A 20,709-nucleotide genomic window follows, 5' to 3' on the forward strand; every position below is an offset into this window, starting at 1 on the left:
TTAAAATGATATTTTCTAAAAATTCTTATGGAAATTATTGAGGAAATATAAAGGCAACAACCGCTCTTAATCCCCAATCGGGTCTTATGCTTGAGTGGCCGACAACAGGAATTAAAGGCATAACGGCAAACTGCATGGTCTGTCCTCCTAATTTTGTAATGGCGCCAACGTTTGGGCTAACGGTAATAAGAGTTGTTTTTCCTTCCCAATTTTGGGTTATTTCTGAAGTGATTCCTAAACTTGCACCGCTTTTATAACTATGTGTTAGAAATAATTGCGTGTAAAACTGATTAAAATCTGCTCTGCCGGCATTTCCTGCAACAGACCAAATTTGATTGGCTAAAAAACCTATCGAAAGCCCTTTTCCTTGATGCATGACCAAAACGCTGGGTCCAATTCCAAATTTTTCTGTTCCTAAAAGTTTCTCTGTAGCCGTTGGTACCAAAAAAGCAGGACCAATTCCCAAAATAATTCCTTTGGTTTTAGGAGCAAAAAATGCTGTGACTGTTGCATCGCTCAAACCAAACTCATGTGTGTTTTCTCCCGTAACATCCTGCTGATCTACAACTGGAAGAATGTAACGCGTAATTAAGTTTAAATTTTCACTCAACTTAAAAGGAACAACGGGCTGTATATTGATCTGATATTTTGATCCATTATAAGCACCAATACCGTAAGTGAGGTTATTTTGCAGCGGGACACTAATTAAACTTGCTACAGGATTGGCCATTTTATCGGCGAGTTCCTGTGCACTATTTCCCGGCTTTGGCTCTTCTTGTGCAAAAACCGTAAATGACAGTGCAAAAAGACTTATACAGAAAAATAATTTATTGAAGATATAATTCATAAAACTGCCATTTTAAAAGATTAGTAACAATTATATTAATGAACAGCTTCTAGCAACTAGAAACTGTTCATTTTTTTAATAACTAACTCAAAATTTTAGTTTTATCACCCGCCTCCACTTCTTTTTGCAGTTGATATAGATTTTAATTTCTGTTGTGCCTCTTTAAGCTTCAAATAATTATCAATAGTAATTGGACCAGGATATAAGTTACTTTGCACTTCATGAGGTGGATATTTTTCATAGGTTTTAGCAAATTCTCCTATAATGTTCTGAATAGTTGGCAAGAACCAAGTTTTCTCTGTAAAATTGTTCATGAATAAATCATAGCGCTCTTGTGGATCTGCCCATAAGTCAAATATTTGCGGTACAGTTGCTACATAACTCGCAGCCCCTTTCCAACCTAAATTAGAATCTACCGCCAAGCCACCTGTTGCCTGTCCGTTATCACCACGTAAATTAAAGACTGCTTTGAATTTTCCAACTCTGATAGCTCCAGGCAATAATTCATCTTCAGTAAAATAAAACCACATGTTTCTTTTAGATTTTCCTGTACCAAATAAAACTGGAGACATATCATAACTATCAAAAATAGTTGGTTTTCCTTCTCTGTCTACCGTTGGCAATTCCTGCCCTGATAAAGCAGCAAAAGTTGCCATAAAGTCTAGTGTTCCTAAAATATCGCTGTTTTTACTATTGGGTTTAATTTTTCCAGGCCACCATGCTAAAGTTGGAATACGGCTACCGCCTTCACGATCAGTTCCTTTTGTTCCTCTAAAAGGAGTATAACCACAATCAGGATAAACGTCTTGCCAAGTTCCATTATCAACCGTATAAATGATTAATGTATTTTCGGCAATTCCCATGTTACGAACTTCATCCATAATACGGCCAATTCTTGAATCTAATTCAACAATACAATCGGCGTATTTATTTTTACCTGCAGATTTTCCTGCATAATCAGGATGCGGTAAATTGGGCTGGTGATTTTTTGCAAAAGAGATTTCCATAAAAAATGGTTTATCCTTTTTACCGTTTTCTTTCAGCCATTTTATAGACTCTTCTTCTGTATATTGATCTAAAAACGGAATTACTTTTCCGTCTATTTTTCTAACTTCTCTATATGGCTTTCCAGCCTCTCCCTCCAAAGCACCTTTGGTTCCTTTTACCCATGTTGCTCTAATATCATCTGGCATATCAGCATTCCAATCTGGATCTGTATACGTGTAAGCGTTTAAGTGATATAACGTTACGTTTTTCATCACATCAAAACCTTGTGCAATTGGCATAGAATAGTCTTCTTCACCCAAGTGCCATTTTCCGGCAAAAAAGGTATTGTAATTTTTTCTTTTTAATAAAGAAGCAAGAGTCCATTCTGCTTTTGGCAGACCGCCACCATCACCTGGAAAAGCAACGGTTGTCATACCGCTTCGATTAGGAATTCTTCCTGTAATTAGAGCTGCTCTTCCCGGAGTACAGCTTGGCTGTCCGTAGAAAGACCAAAATTGCATTCCTTCGTTTGCCATTCGATCGATATTTGGAGTTGCGGCACCTCTAGCTTCACCACCGCCATAAGGGCCTAAATCTCCCCATCCGGTATCATCTGATAATAAAATAATAATGTTTGGGCTTTTTTGCGCATAACCAACACTGGCTATCAAGAAGCAAAAAAGCAAGCCAAAGGTCTTCAGGAGACTGGCTGGTTTGTTTGATCTAAAATTTGTTTTCATAAGCTGTTCTGGAATAAATTAATACAATCTTTAATTCTAAACTTTTGGATAGAAAATATTTATTTCAAATTCGAACTATTTATCAGGAAATACTTTTTTCCAATCGTCTTTCACGCTTATTACATGATATTTGTATTTTGCTGCCGTATTTAATGAAAGATTATCTTTTTCCTGATAATTGTATTCTCTAATGGAGTCGTTGTGGTTTACAATTAATTGAAAAGATGGATATTTACTTCCAGAAGAATATCTCAACATGGCAAGATCTCCTGCTCCGCCTTCATTTCCACAGGCAAAAACAGGTCTTTGACCAATGTGTAGCTGTATGCCAACAGGTTTTCCTTCTTTATCATTAAAATGATCTAATGCCGGTTCTCTCAAAACTGCATTTTTAGCATCATCAAATTTGTATTTGAAAGAGGTTCCCACAACTTGATCTTTTGGAATTCCGTAAAAATCCTGAGATATTGCTCTAACCACTTCAACCGTTCCGCCAGTAACAATAAAAGTTTTAAAACCATTTGCACGCAAATAATTCAAAAGTTCCAATTGAGGCTGATATCTAATTTGTTTTACTGGAACATTTTTACCAGGATATTGCGCTGTTTTAAAAAAATCATTCACTGATGCTTCAAATTCATCTTCTGTCATTCCGGTATGAGTTGCTGCAACAAGTTCAATAAGTGCTTTATCCCCTCCTTTTTCAAAAAACGTTTTGTCTTTTTCTACAACGGCTTTAAATGGCTGTTTTTGAGCTAAAGCAGGATTGGCTTCAACCATTTTTTTTACTTTATAAAAAGCAAAAAGCTCTTGTACGTATGGTTTTTCTGCCCATAGAGTTCCGTCGTTATCAAAAGTTGCAATTCTGCTTTCTACCGGAATAAAATCTGGACTTCCTTCCTTGGTTACTTTTTCAACATAAGCGATAATGTCTTTTTTTAAAGCTCCATCATTCCAGCTCGGCAGCGGGTCACCACTGGTTGCAACGACAGCTGTACTATCCTTAGCATCTACAGTTGTAGTAGTCTCCGATTTTTTGCAGGAAACCAGTAAAAATAAAAACAAGGGCACTATATATATTTTTCTATACATGATGTTGATTTTTAAATCAATAGAGCTTGAACTATGATAAATTCAAGCTCTATTTTATTAGATCTTTTTATTTTTTCTTAGAGCCACCTTGAGCTGCATTAAGTGCTTTTTCTAACTTAATTTGATCCAAAGTTTCTTCCATAATGGTTAATGGAGAAAAACTTGGAGGAATTGATCGAGGAGGATATTGCTTAAATGTTTCAGCAAACTTCATCACTTCTACATTCATTCCGTAAATTGATCCCACATGGTTAATAAGCCAATCCCAGTACGTGTTTGAAGTAAAATCTGCTCTTTCATAAGGATCTTGGTATAAATTAAAGATTTTTTGTAAACGGAGTTTTGTAAAAGGCTCTGCCCATACTCCCATTGTTCCTGCTAAACGTTGTTCTGCGAAAACATATTTATAATCTCCTTGGCGCATACCTACAAGCAATCCATCATCATCAGAATAGAAAAATTCATTTCTAGCACTTTTTGGTGTTTTACCTTCTAAAAATGCAGACTGATCATAACCGTCTAAATGTATTTTATAAGTATTCCCGTTTGCTTTGTATCCTGTCAACATTTTTTTAACAATATCAGGTTCTCCAGCGATTGAAACCAAAGTAGGAAACCAGTCGTTGTGACTCATCATTTCAGTAGTTATTTGACCTGGTTTAATTACCCCTGGCCAACGTACCATACATGGAACTCTAAATGCACCTTCCCAGTTAGTGTTTTTTTCTGAACGGAAAGATGTCATTCCTCCATCAGGCCAAGTATTCATATGAGGGCCATTATCTGTAGAATATACAACCAAGGTATTATTTGCAATTCCTAAATCATCTAGGACTTTTAAAAGTTCTCCTACTGTTAAATCGTGTTCAATCATTCCGTCAATATATTCACTATCTCCATGTGTATATCTACCTCTATGTTCTGCTCTTACGTGTGTTCGCAAGTGCATACGAGTACCATTCCACCATACAAAAAAAGGTTTTCCCGCTGCATTCTGTCTTTTGATAAAATCAATTGCCGCAGCTACTGTTTCATCATCTACTGTCTCCATTCTCTTTTTAGTAAGAGCTCCAGTATCTTCAATTTTTTGTTTTCCTATTTTTCCAAAGCGAGGATCTGTTACAGTAGCATCATCGGCATTTGTAGCGATACATTTTAAAACACCTCTTGGGCCATATTGTTTTAAGTACGCAGGATCTTTTGGGTAGTCTGGTAATTCTGGTTCTTCTTCTGCATTTAAGTGATAAAGATTTCCAAAAAACTCATCAAAACCATTTACAGTTGGTAAACTTTCATTGCGATCGCCTAAGTGGTTTTTTCCAAATTGTCCAGTTGCATATCCCAATGATTTAAGAACTCCTGCAATTGTAGGATCTAATTGACTCATTCCCATTGGTGCTCCTGGAAAACCTACTTTCGTCAAACCAGTACGAATACCATGTTGTCCAGTTATAAACGCTGCACGACCTGCTGTACAGCTCTGTTCTGCATAATAATGCAAAAAGCGTATTCCTTCATTTCCAACACGATCAATATTTGGAGTTGTATACCCCATTAATCCATCACTATAAGCACTGACATTAGTTGTTCCAATATCATCTCCCCAAATTATCAAAATATTAGGTTTTTTGCTCTGTGCTGTAACAGAAACTCCCGAAAACAATAGCAATGCTAATACCTTCAAGGTACTTGCAAGTCTGTACTTAAATTTGATTTGTTTCATGATAAAAAAAATTCGTTAATGATATTTGTTAAATATGAGTTTGAAAGAAATAAATAGGAAAAATGATAAACTTTGAAAAGGCATTTCTAAATCGATGTTGCACTTTTTTGATGTTTCAAATTCATTTTTATTTTAAAATCTGAAACAAAATAATTTTAACTTTTTCTTAAGTATCTCAAATTTAACTAGTAAAAGAGCGAACTATTGAATTTATTCGGCATGAACTTGTTTCATTTTATAATATGAAACAAGAAAATTGGAGAATTTGCACCAAAATGTTTCATTTTAAAAAATGAAACACATTAAAACATCAGAAAATTAAGAAGTTATGTTTTAATTTAAAAAAGGACAAAAAAGAGGTAAATAACGATTTAAGTTCGTTTTTTGAGTAGGTATTTTTTAAAAAATGGTCAAATGAAACAAAAAATTCTTTTTTTTAGGTAAAATTTTAACAAATTTTGAATTGCAAAACATTCCTTAAAAGACAAAATAACAACTGGAGAAAAGCAAATGAAGTTTTGCAAAACAGTCTAAAACAAAAAAAGCCGCTTAAAAAAGCGACTTTTTTTAAATTATTAAAGAATAAATTATTCGATTTCAGAAACTCTCATCGTATTAACCATTCCTTTATCTTTAATTGGCATTGCAGCAAGGTTGATTAAATAATCTCCTTTTTGTGCGTAACCTTTTTCGATTGCAATTTGGTTTACATCTGTTACAGTATCATCTGTACTTTCTTCATTATCATAGTAGAAAGATTTAACTCCCCATAATAAATTCAATTGTGTTAAGATTCTTCTGTTTGAAGTAAATACTAAAATATGAGCTGTAGATGGTCTCCAAGCTGAAATTTGGAACGCTGTATAACCACTATTTGTTAGCGTACAAATCGCTTTAGCTTCAATTTCATTTGCTAATAAAGCTGCTTGGTGACAAACTGTTTTAGTAACAAAACGTTTAGTTTTAATTTGTGGTGTATTTTGGGGCACTTGAATAAGCGGAGAGTTTTCTACAGCCTCGCAAATTTGCGCCATTCTTTGAATTACTTGTACTGGATAGTTTCCTGTAGCAGTTTCTCCAGACAACATTACAGCATCTGCGCCATCCATTACAGAGTTTGCAACGTCATTTACTTCTGCTCTTGTTGGAGTTAAGCTTGTAATCATTGTTTCCATCATTTGTGTAGCAACGATAACCGGAATTCTAGCTGTTTTAGCTCTTCTGATCAAATCTTTTTGTACCAATGGAACTTCGTGAGCAGGAAGCTCAACACCAAGATCTCCACGAGCCACCATTAAACCATCGCAATACGCTACAATTTTATCCATATTCTCAAGAGCTTCTGGCATTTCAATTTTAGCAATAATTGGAATTTTAACTTCTGAATGTTTTGCAATTAACTCTTGCAAATCTTGTAAATCGCGTGGAGTTTTCACGAATGAAAGTGCGATCCAGTCTACTTTTTGTTCGATTGCAAAAATAGCATCTGCAATATCTTTTTCTGTTAAAGCTGGTAAAGAAATTTTAGTGTTTGGAAGATTAACTCCTTTTTTAGATTTTAATTCTCCTCCTTGAATAACTTTAGCAACAACCTCTGTTTTTTTATCCGTTGAAACAATTTCAAAAATAAGTTTACCATCGTCAAGCAAAATACGCTCTCCAACATTTACATCATTTGGGAAATTTTGATATTTCATAAATGCTTTTTTTGCATTTCCGATAATATCTTCTGCAGTTGTAAAAGTGATTTCATCACCATCATTTACCACAGTTCCTTCTTCCATTACACCAACTCTAAGTTTTGGTCCTTGCAAATCTCCTAAGATTGCAGTTGTGTAACCAAACTCTTCGTTTAATCCTCTAATAATGTCGATTTTTTCTTTTACTCCTTCGTAATCTGCATGCGAAAAATTGATTCTAAACACATTAACACCTGCATCGATCATATCTTTAATGATCTCTCTTGTACTACAAGCGGGGCCAAGTGTAGCAACAATTTTGGTTTTCTTGTTTGTTAGCATTTTTTTTAAAAAATTAGATTGTTTTTTGATTTTATTTTGTCTGTATCAACGGCATAAATAGCCGCAATACTTTCTATTGTGTTTAATTTTTGTTGAATTTCTGAAAAATTAAGCGCCTCTTCGCTATTATCAATTTTCAGGAAAAAATCGACTTTTTTAAATTCAGGAAGTAAATGAATTGTTGTAGAAACCTCACTTGTTTCATTAGAAAACAAATTCTGGAAATCATTTGTACTCACAGAAATGATTTCATTTTTATTCTGAATTAAATTCCAGGAAACAGCTTTTTCTTCATCATAATAATAGAATCTGGAAAAATTTGCTTCACCTTCCTTAGTTTGAGCATGAATCTCGTTTTTGCTCTTACTTAAGTTGATCGGAAGGATTTTATTGATAAAATAGGCTAATCTATAATCTTCTAATGAAGTATGAATTGCCATTAAATAATAATCAATTTCGTCAAATTCGTCTAAATCCAATTTATGAATAGCCATGTCTTGAAAAATCAAGTTGTAAATATACTATTTCTAAACGGAGCATCAACAGTTATGACATGCTTGTTTTGTTAAATTATAAACGAAAACGTTGTAGCCTTGTGATAGTTACAACATTTTTGCAGCTATTTCTTGTCAATTTTCTCTTGAAATGCAAAATACGCTCTTTGCGATGCTTTTTCTTCTGCTTTCTTTTTTGATGTTGCGCGCGCTCTTGCGACAACTTTATCATCAATGCTCAATTTGACACCAAATAAACGCTGGCCGTCTATACCATTGTCTTCAAAAATGTCATAATGAAAAACTCTTTTTTCCTTCTGACACCATTCGATAACAAGGCTTTTATAACTTATAACTTTTCCTTCTAGTCGAGCAATGTCGACATAAGGAGTAACTACTCTTTTCTGGATGAATTTCTCGCAAAAAGAATAGCCTTTATCTAAGTAAATTGCTCCAATTAAAGACTCAAAAATATTACCATGAATGTTTTCTCCAAAGTGCTGAATAGGCACTTTACTTTCTACAAACTGCACTAAATTTAAATCTTTTCCTAATTCGTTCAAATGTTCTCGGCTCACAATTTTCGAACGCATTTTGGTTAAATAACCTTCATCGCCATTGGGAGCTTTGTTGAACAAATGTGCAGCAATAACGGCACTTAACATAGCGTCTCCTAAAAATTCTAAGCGTTCATAATTTATAGGGTGCCCATTTTGATCTAATTTATTAGAAGAGCGATGTGTGAAAGCTCTTCGATAAAAATCAACATTTGTAGGCGGAAAACCAAGAATTTTCTGAATAGTGTCAAAAAAAATCCCGTCTTCTAGAGAACGGGATTTAGAAAATATTTTTTTGATAATATTCATATACAGAAAATTAATCAGCTAGTTTTTTAAACAATACGCAAGCATTGTGTCCACCAAAACCAAATGTATTACTCATAGCAACATTTACTTCTCTTTTTTGAGGTTTGTTTAGAGTAAGGTTTAAAGATGGGTCAATGTTTTCGTCAACAACTGTATGGTTAATCGTTGGAGGAACAATACCGTGTTGCATTGCCAAGATAGAAGCAATTGCTTCAATAGCTCCGGCAGCACCAAGTAAGTGTCCTGTCATAGATTTTGTAGAGTTGATGTTGATGTTTTTAGCATGCTCACCAAAAACTTTACTGATTGCTTTTAACTCTGCAACGTCTCCTAATGGAGTAGAAGTTCCGTGAGTATTGATATGATCCACTTGATCAGGAGTCATACCAGCATCTCTCAATGTGTTTTCCATTACTGCAATAACTCCAATTCCTTCTGGATGTGGTGCAGTTAAGTGGTAAGCATCAGATGACATACCTCCACCGCCAATTTCGCAGTAGATTTTTGCACCTCTTGCTTTAGCATGCTCGTAATCTTCAAGAACTAAAGCTCCTGCTCCTTCTCCTAAAACGAAACCATCTCTAGTTGCATCAAAAGGTCTTGAAGCCGTTTCTGGGCTTTCGTTTCTTGTAGATAAAGCGTGCATTGAGCTAAATCCTCCCATACCAGCAATTGTAACTGCAGCTTCAGAACCACCAGAAACAATAACGTCGCACATTCCTAAACGAATGTAGTTGAAAGCATCGATTAATGCATTTGCAGAAGATGCACAAGCAGAAACCGTTGTATAATTTGGTCCCATATACCCGTTACGCATAGAAATATGTGCAGGAGCAATATCGGCAATCATTTTAGGTATAAAGAAAGGATTGAACTTTGGAGTTCCATCACCTTTTGCATAGTACAATACTTCATCCTGAAAAGTTTCTAAACCTCCAATTCCTGCTCCCCAGATAACACCAACTCTTTGTTTGTTTACGTTATCATTTGTGATTCCAGCATCTTTAATCGCTTCATCACTGGCAGCAATTGCATATTGTGCAAACTTATCTAATCTACGAGATTCCTTGCGATCCATGTAATCTTCAATATTGAAGTTTTTTACTTCGCAGGCAAATTTCGTTTTGTGTTTCTCGGTATCATAATATGTGATCGGAGCGGCTCCGCTAACTCCATTCACAAGTGCATTCCAATATTCCTGGATATTATTCCCAATAGGAGTAAGTGCACCTAATCCTGTTACAACAACTCGCCTTAATGCCATAAATATGTATTTTGTGTCTTAAACAAATAAAACCCATTGCTTTCTTAATCGTATTGCTACTTAAGAGCCATGGGTATTTATATAAATATATCTTGTTTGATTGAAAATCAATCGAAATTTAAAAATTTAAAAAATAATAACACCCGACTCTTAAAAATTTCAAATTTCAAAAATCAAATTCCAATTGGAATTTGGAATTTCAAAAATTGGGATTTTTAGAAATCGGGTGTGGTATTATTATTTTTTTGCTTCTTCGATATAAGAAATAGCTTGACCAACAGTAGCAATGTTTTCTGCTTGATCGTCTGGAATTTGAATATCAAATTCTTTTTCGAATTCCATAATAAGCTCAACAGTGTCTAATGAGTCAGCTCCTAAATCATTAGTGAAGCTTGCTTCTGTTACAACTTCGTTTTCGTCAACACCTAATTTGTCTACGATAATCGCTTTTACTCTTGATGCAATGTCTGACATAATCTTTAATTTTAGAATTTAATTTGTTGGCAAAAATAAAAAACTTTATTTTAAAACAACTATTTAGTTTATAAATGTGACACTAATTTATAAAATTAATTTCAAGAAAGGTCTTTTAAAGCTATTTATTTTCGATTTTTATTCCGTTTTTTGCAGTCTTAAAACACACAACTCTATGAAAAAAATCATCGTTTTCGCCTCAGGATCAGGAACTAACGCAGAGAACATTATAAAATATTTTTCGAACACCGAAATTGCAAGGGTCGTTTCGGTATTTACAAATAATGCTTCGGCAAAAGTGATTGAAAGAGCAAAAAATCATCAAATTCCAGTCGAAATCTTCTCAAAAAACGAACTTTTAGAAAGAAACGTACTACAAAAAGTACAAGAAATCGACCCAGATTTAATAATCTTGGCTGGCTTCTTACTAAAGTTCCCAGAAAACATAATCGAACAATATCCAAACAAAATAATTAATATTCATCCTGCACTTTTACCAAATTACGGAGGTAAAGGAATGTATGGAATGCACATTCATAGAGCAATTGTAAATAATAAGGAGAAAGAAACAGGAATCTCGATTCATTACGTTAATGAAAACTATGATGAAGGTGCCATTATCTTTCAAGCAAATGTTGCCTTAACCGACGAAGACACACCCGAAACAGTTGCAGAAAAGATTCATGAACTGGAACAGAAACATTTTCCAGAGATTATTCATAGCATATTGGAAAAATAAATCAATTCAAAAATCAATTACAATTACAAAAATCATCCCGATAGCTATCGGGACTGAAATCTAAAATTAAATGAATCACGAAGTACATATATATACTGATGGCGCAGCAAAAGGAAATCCTGGCAATGGAGGTTACGGCGTGGTAATGGAATTGGTTGGCACTCCTTATAAAAAAGAATTTTATGAAGGTTTTCGTCTAACTACTAATAATAGAATGGAACTTCTAGCCGTAATTGTAGGTTTAGAAAAACTCAAAAAACCAAACATGAAAGTCCTTGTAGTTTCTGATTCTAAATACGTCGTCGATTCTGTCGAAAAAAAATGGGTTTTTGGCTGGGAGAAAAAAGGATACAAGGATAAAAAAAATCCAGATTTATGGAAACGTTTTTTAATTGTCTACCGCAAACATCAAGTCGACTTTAAATGGATTAAAGGCCACAACAATCATCCGCAAAATGAGCGTTGCGATCAATTGGCTGTTATGGCATCTATGCAACCAAAACTTTCGGTTGATGTTTATTACGAAACCATCGGATCAAAAGAATAAAAAAACGCATCAAATTACTTGATGCGTTTTTTGTACTAACTTTAATTTTATTTACTCTTTATCCAAATCTTTTGCTGTTTTAAATCCGGTCAAAAGTCCGATTCCCGCCATGATAAAAATGATTGAAGGATAAACCGCTCCGTCGTTTAAAGAGGTGTAAGTTATAATTAACAGCGCAAGAAAAATTCCAACACCGCTACCTATTAATAAGAATGCAAGATTTACCACAAAGATTTTCCAAGCCGGAACTCCATTTCCTTTTCCCTGAATAAAAATACTGGCATCTACTCCTTTTTCTATAAGAGCCAGACGCTCTCTGTTTCTTGTTGAATAAATAAGATAAACAATTCCGAAGACCATTAAGAAAAAGCTAATTGGAATTAAAATTTTGTCGTCCATGATATTTTACGTTTTTAATTGATTGATATATCCCATATGACGAGGTTTTTTAAAATCAGGTTACAACTTTTGGTGAAAAATTTTAAATTTTAAATCATAAATTCCAAAACTAATTGATAATCAGTTAATTTTGATTCAAAATTAATTCATCCCCGCAACTTTGTCAAAGTTTTAAACTTTGACAAAGTTCAACCTTATACTTATTATATATTAAAGATTGGAATTTGGAATTTAAGTATTGAAATTTATTTTTTTTCAAAATTCTTGTAACCTAAACAAACAACTTGTCGTCCTATATAATATGAGCACAATACATGATCAACATTATATCGATAAAATTCTGCAAGGCGAGACCAATGCGTTTGCCGTTCTTGTGGATCGTTATAAAGATATGATCTTTACTTTGGCTCTTAAAATGGTTAAAAACCGAGAGGAAGCGGAAGAAGTTGCACAAGACACTTTTATAAAGATTTATAATTCGCTGACGAAATTTAAAGGAGAATCTAAATTTTCGACCTGGATTTATAAAATTGCTTATAATACTTGCCTAGATCGTTTAAAGAAAAATAAAAAAGAAGATTTAAATATTTCTATTGATGATTTTTCATCTCATTTAATCAAAACAATGGACAATGCTTTGAGTGCCTTGGAAGAAAAAGAACGAAAGCAAACCATTCAAAAATGTTTAAATTTATTACCCAGCGACGAAAACTTCCTTTTAACCTTATTTTATTTTGATGATCAGAATTTAGAGGAAATCGGAAAAATAATGAACATTTCGGCCAATAATGCGAAAGTAAAATTATTTAGGAGCCGACAGAAATTAGCTGTAATTTTGAGACAGCAGTTAGAACCAGAAATAATCGAATGTTATGAAAGAGAGCGATAAAAATATAGAACAACTTATTGAGAAAATGATGGCTGAGGAAAAACTGCAGTCACCATCAATAGATTTCACTTCAAAAATTATGGCAAATGTTCAAATTTTAGAAGAGAAAAAATTGAAAGTATACAAGCCTTTAATTTCTAAACCAATCTGGATTTCGATTGGCTTGGCGGTAGCGGCATTAGTAATTTATGTATCCCTATTCTCAGTTTCAGAAACTGATTTCAAAATTGACGAAGTCGGCAAATTATATTCTGATAGAATGTCAACAGCGTTTTCAGGAATTCATTTATCTAAAAATATCTTGTATGCCATTTTAATTGTTCCCATTATGATTTTGATTCAGGTTGGGATTTTGAAGAATTATTTTGATAAAAAGTATCAACTATAAATTTAAAGATGAAAAATAAAACAACAATATTTAAACACTCTCTAAGAGCAAAAAAAACATATAGATATTCTCTTTTAATATTGTTGTTTTCTGTCGCTAATTATGCATTAGCAATTCCAACAAACTTTACTACTAAGGAAATAAAATTTGCTAGTGAAGGAATTTCACTCGCTGGAACCGTTTTTATACCCAACAACATTGAGGCTGCCGTTGTTATTGTTCATGGATCTGGGCAAGAAAAAAGAATGATAGATTTTGCTACAACTCTAGCCAACAATGGAATTGCAGTTTTAACGTATGACAAACGTGGAGTCGGAGAATCAGGCGGTGTATATGCCGGACCTGAAGTAGGAACTAACAATGTCGATTTCTCCAATCTAAATCTTTTGTCTTTAGATGTGAGTGCTGCTGTAAACACTTTATCTAAATCTCTATCCAATAATAAAATACCAGTCGGTTTAATTGGAGGCAGTCAAGCTGGATGGATCATTCCATTGGCTGCAGAGAAAAATAAGAAAGTTAAATTTATGACCATATTTAGCGGAGCTCTTATAACGGTTAAAGAACAATTGAGATTCCAGTTTTATACCAATGGAGATCAAAATTTTTGGAATACACATTCAGAAGAAGAGGCAAGAAAGCACGTATTTAATGATCCAGACAAGTATGAGTTTATTGACACAGACCCTAAAGGTATTCTTGCTAAAGTATCTATTCCAGGAATATGGATTTTTGGAGGCAAGGATATTCAAGTTCCTGCGAATCTATCAATCGAATATCTTGATCAATTAAAATCTAAAGGAAAACCTTTTGAATATAAATTATTTCCAGACTTGGGGCACAATACAGCTTTTTCAGACGATGAAGAGCCTATGAAAGATGCAATTAATTGGATGAAAAATATAAGTAAATCAAAGAATCATGAGTAAAAAAATCACTTACTATACTTGATATTTAAATAATAAAAGAAAAATGAAAATTGTCAAAACCAAAAGTAAAATCTCTATGCAAGATTTCAAAATGTGAATAGAAACTGCTGAAAAATTACCAAGAATAATTTTAGAAGAATTTAATGAGAAGTGGGAAAAGAAAAAACAAGAAATTAATTGTAGAAATTATTTAAAGAAATCTTCTCTTTTTCTGACAAAATCAATTCCTAGATAACAATCAGAGCTTATATCATATCTGTTTTTAAATAAAAGATATACTACAGTTGAATATTCATCATCTTTAATAATTGCTCGATTAAGAGCTACTCTTTTTGATGCAGTTTCTTTTGAATATTTCTTTAGAAAATTATCAAATCCTAAAACAGTATATTCTTTTTCTATTTTTGAATTAAGTTTGAAACTTTCAAAATGAGTGATTTTTTTTAACCTTTTCTTTTCAATAACAAATGATTTATTTAAAACAGCATCTAGAAAAGTCTTAAATGACCGAAATTCTTTAGCATAATATTTATTATGAATATACCACAACTCGCTCTTGAAGCTGCGATGAACTTCATTATTATCTATTAAAACATAGAATTCTAAAAAATTATAGGGATCCAAACGAACAATTCCATCCTTTGAATGGTCTTCATTAGCCAATTTCTCTATCATTTCCTCAGAAAAATTAGGCTCCTTTCTTTCGCAAGAGAACAAACCGAAAAACAGCAATAAAAAGATAATTTTCTTCATTCTTAAGATTTCATATTTAAACAAATCTAATGAAAAAGATTTTTCAAAATATAAATTGCATTTTAAATCCAGAAAACCTATTTTAAGCTTTCAAAAAAATCAATTTTAACCAATTCATTTACAATAGTTTTACCCCGAAATCGTTGTCATTTTTTTAAGAAAATTTTGAGAACCTAAACCATTGCAAGATTGTAACTTATGAAGTATCTTTGCACCCTAATTCGAAATTCATAAAATGAATAAACTATTGATTGTTGGAACAGTTGCTTTCGACGCGATTGAAACTCCTTTCGGAAAAACAGATAAAATTTTAGGTGGTGCTGCAACGTATATTGGTTTATCAGCTTCATTTTTTAACTTGCAATCGGCCATTGTTTCTGTAGTTGGCGACGATTTCCCTCAAGAACATTTAGATCTTTTAACTTCAAAAAATATTGATATCTCTGGTATCGAAATTGTAAAAGGTGGAAAGACTTTTTTCTGGAGCGGTTTATACCACAACGATTTAAATTCTAGAGACACTCTTGTAACGGAGTTGAACGTTTTAGCTGATTTTCAGCCAAAGGTTCCTCAAAACTACAAAGACGCTGATGTTGTCATGTTAGGAAACTTACATCCATTAGTTCAAAGCAGTGTTTTAGATCAAATGGAGAAAAAACCAAAATTAGTTGTTTTAGATACAATGAACTTTTGGATGGATTGCGCTCTTCCAGAATTATTAGACGTTATTAAACGTGTAGATGTTATTACAATCAATGACGAAGAAGCTAGACAACTTTCTGGCGAATATTCATTAGTAAAAGCAGCTTCTAAAATCCAAGACATGGGACCAAAATATGTGGTGATCAAAAAAGGAGAACATGGAGCACTTTTATTCCACAACAGAGAAGTATTCTTTGCACCAGCTTTACCATTAGAAGATGTTTTTGATCCAACAGGAGCTGGAGATACTTTCGCAGGTGGTTTCTCTGGATTTATTGCACAGAGCGAAAACATCTCGTTTAACAACATGAAGAATGCGATTATTTATGGTTCAAATTTAGCTTCGTTCTGCGTTGAAAAATTTGGAACCGAAAGGATGGAAACATTAAGCAAAGCCGAAGTAGCGATTCGATTACAACAATTTAAGTCGTTAACTCAGTTTGACATAGAAATATAATGCCTAAGAGCCTCGATAAAACGGGGCTTTTTTTATTACGTTAATACACACAACTTACAACAACAACACACAAATAACAAAAAACAATGAGCGACGCTTTAAAACACGAATGTGGTATAGCCTTAGTTAGACTACTAAAACCGCTTGAATATTATAAAGAAAAATACGGAACTGCTTTCTACGGAATCCAGAAGATGTATTTAATGATGGAAAAACAGCACAACCGCGGACAAGACGGAGCTGGTTTTGCTAGCATTAAATTTGATGTTGAACCTGGACAGCGCTACATTAGCAGAGTTCGTTCAAATCATTCGCAACCTATCCAAGATGTTTTCAAACAAATCAATGAGCGCGTTAGTGAAGAACTAAAAGCGCATCCAGAACTGGGAGACGACATGAAAGAATTAAAAGCAAATATTCCGTACGTTGGAGAATTGTTTTTAGGCCACGTTCGCTATGGAACTTTTGGAAAAAACAGCATTGAGAGCGTTCACCCATTCTTACGTCAAAGTAACTGGATGCACCGCAACTTGATTTTGGCAGGAAACTTCAACATGACCAATGTTAAAGAGCTTTTCGAAAATCTGGTTGAATTAGGACAGCATCCAAAAGAAATGGCTGATACTGTTACGGTAATGGAAAAAATTGGTCACTTCTTAGATAAGGAAGTAATGCAATTGTACCAAGACTGTAAAGCTGAAGGATATTCTAAAAGAGAGGCTTCTCCAGTAATTGCAGAACGTTTGGATATTGCCAAAATATTAGGCCGTTCGGCTAAAAACTTAGACGGAGGTTACGCTATGGCTGGCTTATTAGGTCATGGTGATGCGTTTGTTTTTAGAGATCCAGCAGGAATTCGTCCAGCTTACTTTTATCAAGATGATGAAGTTGTGGTTGTAGCTTCAGAAAGACCTGTTATTCAAACTGTATTCAACGTTCCTTTTGAAAGTGTTCAGGAAATCGATCCTGGCCACGCTTTAATCATCAAGAAAAACGGAAATGTTTCTATGAATCAAATCTTGGAACCAACAATCAAAAAAGCTTGTTCGTTCGAAAGAATTTATTTCTCAAGAGGAAGCGACGCCGAAATTTACCAAGAACGTAAAGATTTAGGAAAATTAATTTTACCTGCTGTTCTTAAAGCTATTGATAGCGATACAGATAATACTGTTTTCTCTTATATTCCAAATACAGCCGAAACATCATTTTACGGTTTAGTAGAAGCTGCTCAAGATTTCTTAAATCAGAGAAAAAACAATTATATTTTAGAAAACCGAAACACATTAACTGCTGAAACGCTACAGGAACTTTTATCTGTAAAAATACGCACAGAAAAAGTAGCAATAAAAGATGCTAAACTTAGAACTTTTATTACCGAAGATAGCAGCCGTGATGATTTGGTAGCTCACGTTTACGATGTTACTTATGGTGTAATTAAACCAGAAGATAATTTGGTTATTATCGACGACAGTATTGTTCGTGGTACTACATTGAAAATGAGTATCATTAAAATGATGGATCGTTTGAAACCAAAACGTATCGTAATCGTTTCATCTGCGCCACAAATTCGTTACCCAGATTGTTACGGAATTGATATGGCAAAATTAGAAGGTCTAGTTGCTTTTAGAGCAGCTCTTGCTTTATTAAAAGAGAGAAATCTTTACCATATTGTAGATGAAGTATATGCAAAATGTAAAGCTCAAGAAAATTTCCTTGACAAAGATGTTGTAAACTATGTAACAGCAATCTACGACCAGTTTACAGACGAGGAGATTTCAGATAAAATTGCAGAAATGTTAAGCTCACCAGAAATTAATGCCGAAGTAAAAATCATCTTCCAAACTGTAGACGATTTACACAAAGCATGTCCTAAAAATTTAGGAGACTGGTACTTTACAGGAGACTACCCAACTCCTGGTGGAAATAGAGTTGTAAATCGTGCCTTCATGAATTTTTACGAAGGAAAAGATGCTCGAGCTTATTAATAAAATACTAACAAAAGGTTAAATTGTGCATTTCATCGGTTTTTTTTGCCGTTCATCCTATTTCTTTGGTGAAATTGAAAAGCTATGATACTTTTGAGATACCATAACATTAGTAGGTTAAGTTTATGGTAGATTTGGGGCAAAAAGGGTGGAAGAAATTCCACCTTTTTTATTGGAATTAACTCAAACAATTTATAAACAGCCGATTATATCTCTTAATCGGATTTACTTACCTTTCATCTAAATTTTTTTCATCACAAAAATATCCACCATACATTTACTAGACCATAACATTAGTAGGTTAGTTTATGGTAAATTTGGGGCAAAAAAGGCAGAGTAACATCTGCCTTTTTTACTTTAACACATAAGATACTGATTATCAATTACTTAAATGGTTTTTATCGGATATAATTGCGTTTCATCTAAAAAATTTTCTTTATCAAAATGTCCGCCATACATTTACTGAACCATAACATTAGTAGGTTAGTTTATGGTAGATTTGGGGCAAAAAAGGTGGAAGAAATTCCGCCTTTTTTATTGAAATAAATCCGCGATTCACAAAAACAAGCATTATACGCCTTTAATCGGATATACTTGCTTTTTATCTGATAAGTTTCTTTAAAAAAAACATCTGCCATACCTTTACAGGACCATAACATTAGTAGGTTAAGTTTATGGTAGATTTGGGGCAAAAAAGGCAGAGTAATATCTGCCTTTTTTATTTTTCTTTTTTTTGAGAAGAGAGGAAAGAAAATAGAATAAAGAGAATAGAATAACTATTGTTGACGAAAATGCATATATAAAAAAAGACGAGCACCTTTGGGCTCGTCTTTTATCTTTATTCTTTACTCTATTTTCTTATTTGTCTAAAGCAAATCTTCTAGCAACTTCTGTCCAGTTAATTACACTGAAAAAAGCTTCAATATAATCTGGTCTTCTGTTTTGGTAGTTTAAGTAGTAAGCGTGCTCCCAAACGTCCATTCCTAAGATTGGAGTTCCACCGTTACCAGCAACTTCTGGCATTAATGGATTATCTTGATTTGGAGTACCTACAACTTCTAATTTCCCTCCTTTTTGAACTGTTAACCAAGCCCATCCAGAACCGAATTGTGTAGCTCCAGCTTTAGCAAATTTTGCTTTAAATTCTTCGAATGATCCGAAAGAAGCTTCGATTGCAGCCAATAAATCACCTGTAGGCAATCCTCCTCCGTTTGGAGACATTACAGTCCAGAATAAATTGTGGTTGTAAAAACCTCCACCATTGTTACGAACTGCAGCGTTAGATTTATCTAAGTTGATTAAGATATTTTCGATTGTTTTTCCTTCTAAATCTGTTCCAGCAATAGCTGCGTTAAGATTTGTAGTATAAGCGTTGTGGTGCTTTGTATGATGGATTTCCATTGTACGTGCATCAATATGTGGTTCTAATGCATCGTATGCATAAGGTAATTGTGGTAATTCAAAAGCCATGGTATTATGATTTTTATGGTTTATAAATAATTTATCCCAAATTTAGACATTTAACTTTGGAATTGAAAATACTATTTCGTTATAATTGAATTAAATTCTCTGATAATTTACATTTTTACAACATAAATATCTGAAAATCTTTATTTTCCATTAAATGTTGTCATTGTATTTTCTAAACCAGCAGTTCCAAAAGTTCTAATAATTTCTGCAGAAGTTTCTAAACGTTCTGGAAGTTTTGCTTCTTCTTCGGCCGTCCATTCTCCTAAAACATAATCTACTTGCTGTCCTTTTTTGAATTCATCACTAATACCAAATCTATAGCGTGTATAATTTTGTGTATTTAAAACCAAATTAATGTTTTTTAAACCGTTATGACCACCGTCGCTTCCTTTTGGTTTTATTCTAATAGTGCCAAATGACAGATTTAAATCGTCTGTAATGACCAAAATATTCTCTAATGGTATATTTTCTTTATCCATCCAATATTTTACCGCTTTACCGCTTAAGTTCATGTAAGTGTTTGGTTTTAAAAGAAAAAAGGTTCTTCCTTTAAATTTGTATTCAGCCAAAGCGCCTAATTTTACGGTTTCAAATGAAAGCCCTTCTTTTTTTGCTAAAAAGTCTAGGACTTTAAATCCGATATTATGTCTGGTGTTTACGTATTCGGCTCCGATATTTCCTAAACCTACAATTAAATATTTCTTCATATTGTCTTCTATGTTCTCTTCTTTTGATTTTGATGAAAACAGTTTTGTTATCCATTTTATCATGATTACAAAAGTAAGATTAATTAGAGAATGTGGCAATTGGTTAATTGGATAATTTGAAAATGTGAAAATTAGAGAATTGTTTGCCGAATGAATTTTAACCGCAAAGGACACAAAGGTTTTACGCAAAGGTCGCTAAGAAATAGTTTCTATCGAGATGCGCAAAGGACACAAGC

General features: G+C 33.5%; 20 protein-coding genes. 7 read left to right on the forward strand and 13 right to left on the reverse strand.

Annotated elements, in window-relative coordinates; genetic code table 11:
• Positions 1-34 precede the first annotated feature (34 nt).
• The 9 genes from NCC77_RS04495 to NCC77_RS04535 form a co-directional block, all read right to left on the reverse strand.
• Complete coding sequence (locus tag NCC77_RS04495) at positions 35-847, reverse strand: hypothetical protein (protein ID WP_250834528.1); 813 nt, start codon at positions 845-847, stop codon at positions 35-37.
• A gap of 104 nt (positions 848-951) precedes the next feature.
• The gene (locus NCC77_RS04500; protein WP_250834529.1) at positions 952-2,574 is read right to left on the reverse strand and encodes an arylsulfatase; all 1,623 of its coding nucleotides are present in this window, start codon (positions 2,572-2,574) and stop codon (positions 952-954) included.
• A gap of 75 nt (positions 2,575-2,649) precedes the next feature.
• Positions 2,650-3,666 (reverse strand): HAD family hydrolase, encoded by a 1,017-nt coding sequence (locus NCC77_RS04505; protein ID WP_250834530.1) that lies wholly within the window; start codon positions 3,664-3,666, stop codon positions 2,650-2,652.
• Positions 3,667-3,733: 67 nt separating this feature from the next.
• On the reverse strand, positions 3,734-5,389 hold the full coding sequence (locus NCC77_RS04510; RefSeq protein ID WP_250834531.1) for an arylsulfatase: 1,656 nt from the start codon (positions 5,387-5,389) through the stop codon (positions 3,734-3,736).
• 587 nt (positions 5,390-5,976) lie between these two features.
• On the reverse strand, positions 5,977-7,410 hold the full coding sequence (gene pyk, locus NCC77_RS04515) for a pyruvate kinase (protein ID WP_095930693.1): 1,434 nt from the start codon (positions 7,408-7,410) through the stop codon (positions 5,977-5,979).
• A 5-nt stretch (positions 7,411-7,415) separates the two neighbouring features.
• Positions 7,416-7,904 (reverse strand): IPExxxVDY family protein, encoded by a 489-nt coding sequence (locus tag NCC77_RS04520; RefSeq protein ID WP_095930692.1) that lies wholly within the window; start codon positions 7,902-7,904, stop codon positions 7,416-7,418.
• 125 nt (positions 7,905-8,029) lie between these two features.
• A complete protein-coding gene (rnc, locus tag NCC77_RS04525; RefSeq protein WP_095930691.1) occupies positions 8,030-8,770 on the reverse strand; it encodes a ribonuclease III in 741 nt (246 codons plus the stop codon).
• Positions 8,771-8,780: 10 nt separating this feature from the next.
• A complete protein-coding gene (gene fabF, locus NCC77_RS04530; RefSeq protein ID WP_250834532.1) occupies positions 8,781-10,034 on the reverse strand; it encodes a beta-ketoacyl-ACP synthase II in 1,254 nt (417 codons plus the stop codon).
• Between the two features lie 237 nt (positions 10,035-10,271).
• Positions 10,272-10,508: an acyl carrier protein gene (locus tag NCC77_RS04535; RefSeq protein WP_007137004.1), complete on the reverse strand. Its 237-nt coding sequence runs from the start codon at positions 10,506-10,508 to the stop codon at positions 10,272-10,274.
• Between the two features lie 175 nt (positions 10,509-10,683).
• On the opposite strand from NCC77_RS04535, the gene purN reads away from it, so the two are divergent.
• Positions 10,684-11,247: a phosphoribosylglycinamide formyltransferase gene (gene purN, locus NCC77_RS04540; protein ID WP_250834533.1), complete on the forward strand. Its 564-nt coding sequence runs from the start codon at positions 10,684-10,686 to the stop codon at positions 11,245-11,247.
• A 70-nt stretch (positions 11,248-11,317) separates the two neighbouring features.
• Positions 11,318-11,794 (forward strand): ribonuclease HI, encoded by a 477-nt coding sequence (rnhA, locus tag NCC77_RS04545; RefSeq protein ID WP_250834534.1) that lies wholly within the window; start codon positions 11,318-11,320, stop codon positions 11,792-11,794.
• Between the two features lie 51 nt (positions 11,795-11,845).
• On the opposite strand, the gene NCC77_RS04550 is transcribed toward rnhA, so the two are convergent.
• On the reverse strand, positions 11,846-12,193 hold the full coding sequence (locus tag NCC77_RS04550) for a DUF6249 domain-containing protein (protein WP_250834535.1): 348 nt from the start codon (positions 12,191-12,193) through the stop codon (positions 11,846-11,848).
• A gap of 301 nt (positions 12,194-12,494) precedes the next feature.
• Here NCC77_RS04550 and NCC77_RS04555 point away from each other — a divergent pair, with 301 nt between their 5' ends.
• The 3 genes from NCC77_RS04555 to NCC77_RS04565 are packed head-to-tail and all read left to right on the forward strand — an operon-like array spanning position 12,495 to position 14,399.
• The gene (locus tag NCC77_RS04555) at positions 12,495-13,082 is read left to right on the forward strand and encodes an RNA polymerase sigma factor (protein WP_111286420.1); all 588 of its coding nucleotides are present in this window, start codon (positions 12,495-12,497) and stop codon (positions 13,080-13,082) included.
• On the forward strand, positions 13,066-13,470 hold the full coding sequence (locus tag NCC77_RS04560; RefSeq protein WP_250834536.1) for a hypothetical protein: 405 nt from the start codon (positions 13,066-13,068) through the stop codon (positions 13,468-13,470). The genes NCC77_RS04555 and NCC77_RS04560 overlap by 17 nt, the downstream gene beginning before the upstream one ends.
• Before the next feature lie 8 nt (positions 13,471-13,478).
• Positions 13,479-14,399: an alpha/beta hydrolase family protein gene (locus NCC77_RS04565; protein WP_250834537.1), complete on the forward strand. Its 921-nt coding sequence runs from the start codon at positions 13,479-13,481 to the stop codon at positions 14,397-14,399.
• A 186-nt stretch (positions 14,400-14,585) separates the two neighbouring features.
• Here NCC77_RS04565 and NCC77_RS04570 read toward each other — a convergent pair whose 3' ends face one another.
• On the reverse strand, positions 14,586-15,152 hold the full coding sequence (locus tag NCC77_RS04570) for a hypothetical protein (RefSeq protein WP_250834538.1): 567 nt from the start codon (positions 15,150-15,152) through the stop codon (positions 14,586-14,588).
• A gap of 235 nt (positions 15,153-15,387) precedes the next feature.
• Between NCC77_RS04570 and NCC77_RS04575 the strand changes: the two genes are divergently transcribed.
• Positions 15,388-16,311: a PfkB family carbohydrate kinase gene (locus NCC77_RS04575; protein WP_095930683.1), complete on the forward strand. Its 924-nt coding sequence runs from the start codon at positions 15,388-15,390 to the stop codon at positions 16,309-16,311.
• A gap of 86 nt (positions 16,312-16,397) precedes the next feature.
• A complete protein-coding gene (locus NCC77_RS04580; protein WP_250834539.1) occupies positions 16,398-18,296 on the forward strand; it encodes an amidophosphoribosyltransferase in 1,899 nt (632 codons plus the stop codon).
• An 858-nt stretch (positions 18,297-19,154) separates the two neighbouring features.
• Here the strand turns inward: NCC77_RS04580 and NCC77_RS04585 are convergent.
• Both NCC77_RS04585 and pth read right to left on the reverse strand, forming a co-directional pair.
• Positions 19,155-19,766 carry a superoxide dismutase gene (locus NCC77_RS04585; protein WP_095930681.1) on the reverse strand — a complete coding sequence of 204 codons (612 nt, stop codon included), beginning with the start codon at positions 19,764-19,766 and terminating at the stop codon, positions 19,155-19,157.
• 140 nt (positions 19,767-19,906) lie between these two features.
• Positions 19,907-20,536, reverse strand: coding sequence for an aminoacyl-tRNA hydrolase (pth, locus tag NCC77_RS04590; protein WP_250834540.1), 630 nt, complete (start codon positions 20,534-20,536; stop codon positions 19,907-19,909).
• Positions 20,537-20,709: the final 173 nt, after the last annotated feature.

The sequence above is a fragment of the Flavobacterium tyrosinilyticum genome (assembly GCF_023656565.1).
Lineage (GTDB): Bacteria > Bacteroidota > Bacteroidia > Flavobacteriales > Flavobacteriaceae > Flavobacterium > Flavobacterium tyrosinilyticum.

Bases quoted from the DNA above. Each gene is read 5' to 3' on its own strand.
- fabF (WP_250834532.1), bottom strand. From the start codon at position 10,034: ATGGCATTAAGGCGAGTTGTTGTAACAGGATTAGGTGCACTTACTCCT.
- NCC77_RS04535 (WP_007137004.1), bottom strand. From the start codon at position 10,508: ATGTCAGACATTGCATCAAGAGTAAAAGCGATTATCGTAGACAAATTA.
- pth (WP_250834540.1), bottom strand. From the start codon at position 20,536: ATGATAAAATGGATAACAAAACTGTTTTCATCAAAATCAAAAGAAGAG.
- NCC77_RS04570 (WP_250834538.1), bottom strand. From the start codon at position 15,152: ATGAAGAAAATTATCTTTTTATTGCTGTTTTTCGGTTTGTTCTCTTGC.
- NCC77_RS04495 (WP_250834528.1), bottom strand. From the start codon at position 847: ATGAATTATATCTTCAATAAATTATTTTTCTGTATAAGTCTTTTTGCA.
- NCC77_RS04555 (WP_111286420.1), top strand. From the start codon at position 12,495: ATGAGCACAATACATGATCAACATTATATCGATAAAATTCTGCAAGGC.
- NCC77_RS04500 (WP_250834529.1), bottom strand. From the start codon at position 2,574: ATGAAAACAAATTTTAGATCAAACAAACCAGCCAGTCTCCTGAAGACC.
- NCC77_RS04505 (WP_250834530.1), bottom strand. From the start codon at position 3,666: ATGTATAGAAAAATATATATAGTGCCCTTGTTTTTATTTTTACTGGTT.
- NCC77_RS04510 (WP_250834531.1), bottom strand. From the start codon at position 5,389: ATGAAACAAATCAAATTTAAGTACAGACTTGCAAGTACCTTGAAGGTA.
- NCC77_RS04575 (WP_095930683.1), top strand. From the start codon at position 15,388: ATGAATAAACTATTGATTGTTGGAACAGTTGCTTTCGACGCGATTGAA.
- NCC77_RS04560 (WP_250834536.1), top strand. From the start codon at position 13,066: ATGAAAGAGAGCGATAAAAATATAGAACAACTTATTGAGAAAATGATG.
- NCC77_RS04550 (WP_250834535.1), bottom strand. From the start codon at position 12,193: ATGGACGACAAAATTTTAATTCCAATTAGCTTTTTCTTAATGGTCTTC.
- purN (WP_250834533.1), top strand. From the start codon at position 10,684: ATGAAAAAAATCATCGTTTTCGCCTCAGGATCAGGAACTAACGCAGAG.
- pyk (WP_095930693.1), bottom strand. From the start codon at position 7,410: ATGCTAACAAACAAGAAAACCAAAATTGTTGCTACACTTGGCCCCGCT.
- rnhA (WP_250834534.1), top strand. From the start codon at position 11,318: ATGAATCACGAAGTACATATATATACTGATGGCGCAGCAAAAGGAAAT.
- rnc (WP_095930691.1), bottom strand. From the start codon at position 8,770: ATGAATATTATCAAAAAAATATTTTCTAAATCCCGTTCTCTAGAAGAC.
- NCC77_RS04520 (WP_095930692.1), bottom strand. From the start codon at position 7,904: ATGGCTATTCATAAATTGGATTTAGACGAATTTGACGAAATTGATTAT.
- NCC77_RS04565 (WP_250834537.1), top strand. From the start codon at position 13,479: ATGAAAAATAAAACAACAATATTTAAACACTCTCTAAGAGCAAAAAAA.
- NCC77_RS04580 (WP_250834539.1), top strand. From the start codon at position 16,398: ATGAGCGACGCTTTAAAACACGAATGTGGTATAGCCTTAGTTAGACTA.
- NCC77_RS04585 (WP_095930681.1), bottom strand. From the start codon at position 19,766: ATGGCTTTTGAATTACCACAATTACCTTATGCATACGATGCATTAGAA.